Here is a 5,295-nt window from a genome sequence, read left to right as displayed (position 1 = left end):
TTTTTTTGAAGATTTTCAAACACCTGTGTCAATACATCCCCACATTTTTCATGCAGTACACAGTCTGCCATATCATCATAAGGCGTCTTCTGTAAATTGATCAAAATACATTTATTCCCTTGATAATAATTCATAAGATTCGCTGCCGGATATACATTTAAAGAAGTTCCCGCAACGATAAATACGTCACACTTAGAAACATAAGCTATCGCTTTTTCAAAAACACCTGCAGGTAAGGCTTCGCCATAAAAAACGATATCCGGACGTATCAGACCACCACAAATACATCTTGGAATTTGTTCCTTCTTTAAAAAGTCGAATACCTGTGCTTCGGTATATTGTAAATGACAGCGGTCACAAGAGTATGTAGCCGTTGTTCCATGCAATTCCAATACATTTTTACTTCCTGCCATCTGATGCAGAGAGTCAACATTCTGAGTGATGACCGCTTTGCATTTTCCCATCTTCTCTAACTCGGCCAACACCTTATGGGCACGATTCGGCAAAGCGTTGGGATGAATAAATTCATGGATATAATAATCATAGAAAATATCCGGATGCCGGCGTGCAAAATCAATGCTGAGGCATTCTTCAGGGCTCACGCTTCGCCCATTGCACATATATTGTTTTTGATAGATTCCATGATCGCTTCTAAAATCAGGAATCCCCGATTCTGTCGATACTCCGGCACCGCCAAAGAAAACAATATTATCACTCTTTTGTATCCATTCAGTTATCTGTGCTATCTTTTCATCCATACATCATCGCTTCCTTTATTCAGTTAAAACTACGATCAAAATCGCCAATGAAATCGTTATTACAAGAACGATAGCTGTAATTGAAAGTACATAGGCCACTACCTTACGCGTACGATAAAAAGTATCAGTTTCAGCTCTTTCATCATAATAATAATTACCGCGATAACGACGAATGATACGCTGTGCACATAAGGTACGGAACAGCTGGGTATTCCCTGTTTCACTTAAGACCATTTCTTTTGATATGGCATTTCCCTTATCAAATGCATGATATTTAGAAAATACACTTTTTATATCAGATATGCCCTCATTCACATTCTGATAAGAAGCAGGATCTTCTATACCCCGATCACTTCTTATATTACGCATGATGCTCTGTACCCCTATAAAGGCAAAGATAATAGAAATGACATAATCTTTGATCATTCCTGTCATCAATTCATCTGAGCTGAAAAACCATTTATAATAGGTCAGATTCAGTGCAAAACCATCTCTTGCCAGATAGATAAGCGGAATGATCACAAAATTCGCAACCGTTACAATGACCAATGTTATGATACCAATGATCCAGACAGTTCCTTTATTGACAGTCCCATTAAGCTTCTTATATCCTGCATAAGCACCCATCGCAATCAAGATAGCTGCCAGTGAAGAAAGCAAATTTAAGAAGACATAGGCAGCAATCCATGGAATCGCTGCAATCAGCCCGCCAATAAGCGCCCCAAATATACCACTGACAATATTCCCCTTATTTTCCTGCATAATGCTATTCTCCTAAACGTTTATAATATTGAATGGCTATACAGCCGATACCGGTATGACAACCTACGGTACTGATCAATGGGATCAAATGTGCGGAAGCACCCGGAAAGGCTGCCTTGATCTTGTCCAGCATGACCTCACAGTTGCTTTTTTCCTTTACATAAGCAACATAGACATTATATAAATCACCGACACCTTGTTCCTTCATAAACGAAATGACGCGATCCATTGCTTTATTCAACGTACGAACCTTATCAAAGACATCAATTTTTCCTTTTGTCGTCTGATCGATTCGTAAGATCGGACGAATTTTCAAAAATCCTGCCAGCTTGGCTGCCATAGGCGTCAAACGGCCGCCACGTACCAAATGATCAAGATCCATTGGCAATAAGATCGTGGAAGCACTGGCAATCACCTTATCCAATTCTTTTAAAATTTCATCAATCGACTTGCCCGCTTCATACATTTTCTTTGCCTGTGTCACACAATAAAATTCTACTTCTGCCGTCACATGCGTATCAACAAAAATAAACTTCAAGCCGGCTTCCTCACAAGCTAAACGGAAAGCATTTCCTGTTCCGGATAATCCGGAGCAGATAGGTACACAGAAAACAGTATCATAGCCGTCGTCCTTTATTTGTGCGATCGTATCATGAATCATTCCCAGCGGAGGAAGACTCGTCTTTAAAGGCACCTGCTTTTCAACCATATCATAAATCTCTTCAATACTTTTATCTTCTAGCTCAAGATAATTTGTACTTTCATCACTGATCTGCAGCGGACAGCTATAAATACCTAATTCCTTTAGCTGTGCAACATTTCTTCCCGTACCGCTGTCACATACAAATGCTACTTTCATAACGACCCTCCTTTATATTTTCTTGAAAGCCTGTATTCCAATACAGTCAATTCCTGTATGAACAGAAATAACGCTCACCAGAGGAACAATTTCAATATGATGATTCGGAAAAGCTTCCTGAAGCTTTTCTTTTGTCAAAAGGGCATGTTCCATACCATTGCTGTGAGCAACCCAAATGTTATAACTGTCATCCACACCACGGTCCTTCAATTCTTTCACAACACGCTCAACAGCTTTATTAAACGTTCTGATCTTATCAAACACATCAATTTTCCCATCACAGCTGGCATCGATCTTCAATACCGGCTTGATCTTCAACAGACCTGCAAGCGTTGCAGCCAATGGGGTTAATCTTCCGCCCTTCTTTAAATGATCCAGATCGTTTGGAATAACAAACGTCATTCCATCATCTCCCATTTTCCGGATCTTTTCTTTGATCTCGTTTAGATCCTGACCTTCATCATACATTTCTTTGGCACGTGTGATTGCATAAAGCTGCAGCATAGCCGTTGTATGCACATCGACATGAATAAATTCCAAACCATTTTCCTCTGCAGCCAAACGCAGCGCATTGTAACAGCTGCTTAATCCCGGATTGATCGGAATGCAGAAAACAGCCTCATAGCCTTCATTTTTTAAGTCCTTAAATGTCTGGTTGATCAATCCGAGCGGTGGGATGGACGTGCTCATCATGACCCCATCTTCAATATATTCGTAAATTTTTTCCAGTGGTGCGTCCACAAAATCAAGCAACGCATTTTCCTGATCCGGAAGCACGATCTGCAACGGCAGACTGATGATTCCTTTTTCCTTCATTTTATCAGGATGAACCCCACATGAACTATCTGTAATAAAAGCAACTTTCATTCTATTTTACCTCGTTTCCGTCCTTTATTATACACCAAACGTTTCTTTTAATGAAGCAATTTTGAACTCTTTGAAAGAAGAGAAGATTTTGTTATAATAGGGACATGCCAAGAATCAAAGAAGAAGTCATTCATGAATTTACAATTGAAAAAAGCCGCTTCATCACTTACTTACAACGCATTGATAATGAAGAAGAGGCAAAAGCCTATATCACCAAAATCAAAAAGATGCATCCCAATGCCAATCATCATTGCAGTGCTTTTATTTATGGTGATCACAGTGAATTTCAACGAAGCAGTGATGATGGCGAACCCAGCGGTACGGCAGGTGTTCCTATGCTGGAGTGCTTAAGAAAAAATGATATGCAGAATATCGTTGCAGTCGTAGTACGCTATTTTGGCGGAATCAAGCTGGGAGCCGGCGGACTGATCCGTGCCTATTCCAAAAGTATTTCGCTGGCACTGGAAAACGCTACCCTTGTCGAAGCCAAAAAGATGCAGGAATATATCTGTACTTTTTCCTATGACCTGATCGGTCCCTTGGATTATTACTTTTCTAAACATAATATTCAGATACTCGATAAGCAATATGAAGAAAAGGTAACCTATACCTATATCTGTGAACATGACATTACAGATGAACTCATGGAAATGAGTAAAGGAAAGATCATCAATCTATATCAAAAAGAACGGATCATTGAATGTGAAATATAACTATTATCATATAACAGATGCACTATAAGCATCAGGAGGAAAATATGCAGCCTATTATTGACCATATCCACATTACAGTTGAAGATATAAAAAGAGCAGAAAAGTTTTATGATCAATTGTTGCCGCTGTTGGGATTTGATCTTTCATTAAAGGAATACGATAGTATTCCAGAACATGAATATAAAATTGTGGAATACCATCATCATAATTTTTCAATCGGACTGGTCAGCCAAAGAGAAGCTTATAAAAATGAAAAAATGAGCAGAAGAAAAGCAGGTGCATTACATCATCTGGCTTTTCATGTTGACAGTCCGGCCGAAGTAGATTCATTATATTTGAAAATCAGAGAACTTCCTGCACAAATCATTCATTCTCCACAGTATTATCCAGAATACTGTTCGGATTATTATGCTCTTTTTTTCAAAGATTCTGAAGGTATTGAATATGAAATTGTCAGTTTCGATAGAGGACATTACTTTCCCTAATGCTGCAACTGAATACAACCACAGGCAGGAATCCTGAAATAAGTTTCCTGCTTTTTTTAAACACTATTATGCAGACATAAGATCATCAGCGGAAGCAGATAAGAAAGAGAAAATTTTTAATTTTTTTAGCACTCAACACTTGACAGTGCTAAATTATGTGATATAATATAAGTGTAGTTAAGGAAAGGACCTTAACTCAGGTATGAATTTTATATCCCAGCGTTATCACTGAGATTCAAAAAAAAGAAAGAGGCGATGTTTTATGAAATTCTACCCAACGATGAATACTGTATTTGATGATTTATTCTATGACCCATTTATGAGTCGTTCCAGCAATAACATGAGAACTGATATTATAGAAAAAGAAAACGAATATGAATTAAGCATGGAATTGCCGGGATTTAATAAAGAAGATATCCGCATGGAACTGAAAGACGGTTATTTGATGATCAGTGCCAATAAGAATACCGATAACGAAGTCAAAGATGATAAAGGACATGTCATTCGTCGTGAACGTTATCAGGGAAACTGCAGCCGAAGCTTCTATGTCGGTGATGTGAAAGAAGAAGATATCAAGGCTTCATTTACAAATGGTGAATTAAAAGTATCTCTTCCTAAGAGCAATGTTAAGCACGCTGAAGAAAAGAAGTATATTGAGATACAGTAATGTAAAGCCAACTTTTGTTGGCTTTCAGATTGTTGACAAAATGCCCTTTTTGGAAAACCAATTTCCAATGGGGCATTTATTTTTATGTCTTTTTCTCAAATTATCTGGTATTTTTAAGATATAGAATGGTATTTTAGGCTCTTTTCCAGCTCCATAATGCCATCTTTTTTAAATTATGACACCC

At 38.1% G+C, this 5,295-nt stretch carries 7 protein-coding genes; 3 read left to right on the top strand and 4 right to left on the bottom strand.

The features are described from left to right. From Q0K35_RS10695 to Q0K35_RS10680, 4 genes are all read right to left on the bottom strand, one after another. The coding region (locus tag Q0K35_RS10695) for an NAD-dependent protein deacylase (protein ID WP_294562853.1) at positions 1–758 on the bottom strand (758 nt) is incomplete at its 3' end. Between the two features lie 15 nt (positions 759–773). After that, a complete protein-coding gene (locus Q0K35_RS10690) occupies positions 774–1,520 on the bottom strand; it encodes a hypothetical protein (protein ID WP_294562852.1) in 747 nt (248 codons plus the stop codon). A 4-nt stretch (positions 1,521–1,524) separates the two neighbouring features. Beyond that, entirely contained in the window at positions 1,525–2,379 is an 855-nt protein-coding gene (locus Q0K35_RS10685) for a DegV family protein (protein WP_294562851.1), read from the bottom strand. Between the two features lie 12 nt (positions 2,380–2,391). Then, positions 2,392–3,246: a DegV family protein gene (locus Q0K35_RS10680; protein ID WP_294562850.1), complete on the bottom strand. Its 855-nt coding sequence runs from the start codon at positions 3,244–3,246 to the stop codon at positions 2,392–2,394. A 104-nt stretch (positions 3,247–3,350) separates the two neighbouring features. On the opposite strand from Q0K35_RS10680, the gene Q0K35_RS10675 reads away from it, so the two are divergent. From Q0K35_RS10675 to Q0K35_RS10665, 3 genes are all read left to right on the top strand, one after another. Next, positions 3,351–3,959, top strand: coding sequence for a YigZ family protein (locus Q0K35_RS10675; RefSeq protein ID WP_294562849.1), 609 nt, complete (start codon positions 3,351–3,353; stop codon positions 3,957–3,959). Positions 3,960–4,003: 44 nt separating this feature from the next. Further along, positions 4,004–4,444, top strand: coding sequence for a VOC family protein (locus Q0K35_RS10670; RefSeq protein ID WP_294562848.1), 441 nt, complete (start codon positions 4,004–4,006; stop codon positions 4,442–4,444). A 262-nt stretch (positions 4,445–4,706) separates the two neighbouring features. Next, positions 4,707–5,111 carry an Hsp20/alpha crystallin family protein gene (locus tag Q0K35_RS10665; protein ID WP_294562847.1) on the top strand — a complete coding sequence of 135 codons (405 nt, stop codon included), beginning with the start codon at positions 4,707–4,709 and terminating at the stop codon, positions 5,109–5,111. The last annotated feature ends 184 nt before the right edge of the window (positions 5,112–5,295 follow it).

It is taken from the genome of uncultured Traorella sp. (genome assembly GCF_944327115.1).
Lineage (GTDB): Bacteria > Bacillota_I > Bacilli_A > Erysipelotrichales > Erysipelotrichaceae > Traorella.
The sequence above is the reverse complement of the archived record's forward strand: the minus strand, read 5'-3'. Positions and strand labels throughout refer to the sequence as shown.

Excerpts from the sequence above, each read along its gene's own strand:
- Q0K35_RS10675 (WP_294562849.1), top strand. The coding sequence starts at position 3,351 with ATGCCAAGAATCAAAGAAGAAGTCATTCATGAATTTACAATTGAAAAA.
- Q0K35_RS10665 (WP_294562847.1), top strand. The coding sequence starts at position 4,707 with ATGAAATTCTACCCAACGATGAATACTGTATTTGATGATTTATTCTAT.
- Q0K35_RS10680 (WP_294562850.1), bottom strand. The coding sequence starts at position 3,246 with ATGAAAGTTGCTTTTATTACAGATAGTTCATGTGGGGTTCATCCTGAT.
- Q0K35_RS10690 (WP_294562852.1), bottom strand. The coding sequence starts at position 1,520 with ATGCAGGAAAATAAGGGGAATATTGTCAGTGGTATATTTGGGGCGCTT.
- Q0K35_RS10685 (WP_294562851.1), bottom strand. The coding sequence starts at position 2,379 with ATGAAAGTAGCATTTGTATGTGACAGCGGTACGGGAAGAAATGTTGCA.
- Q0K35_RS10670 (WP_294562848.1), top strand. The coding sequence starts at position 4,004 with ATGCAGCCTATTATTGACCATATCCACATTACAGTTGAAGATATAAAA.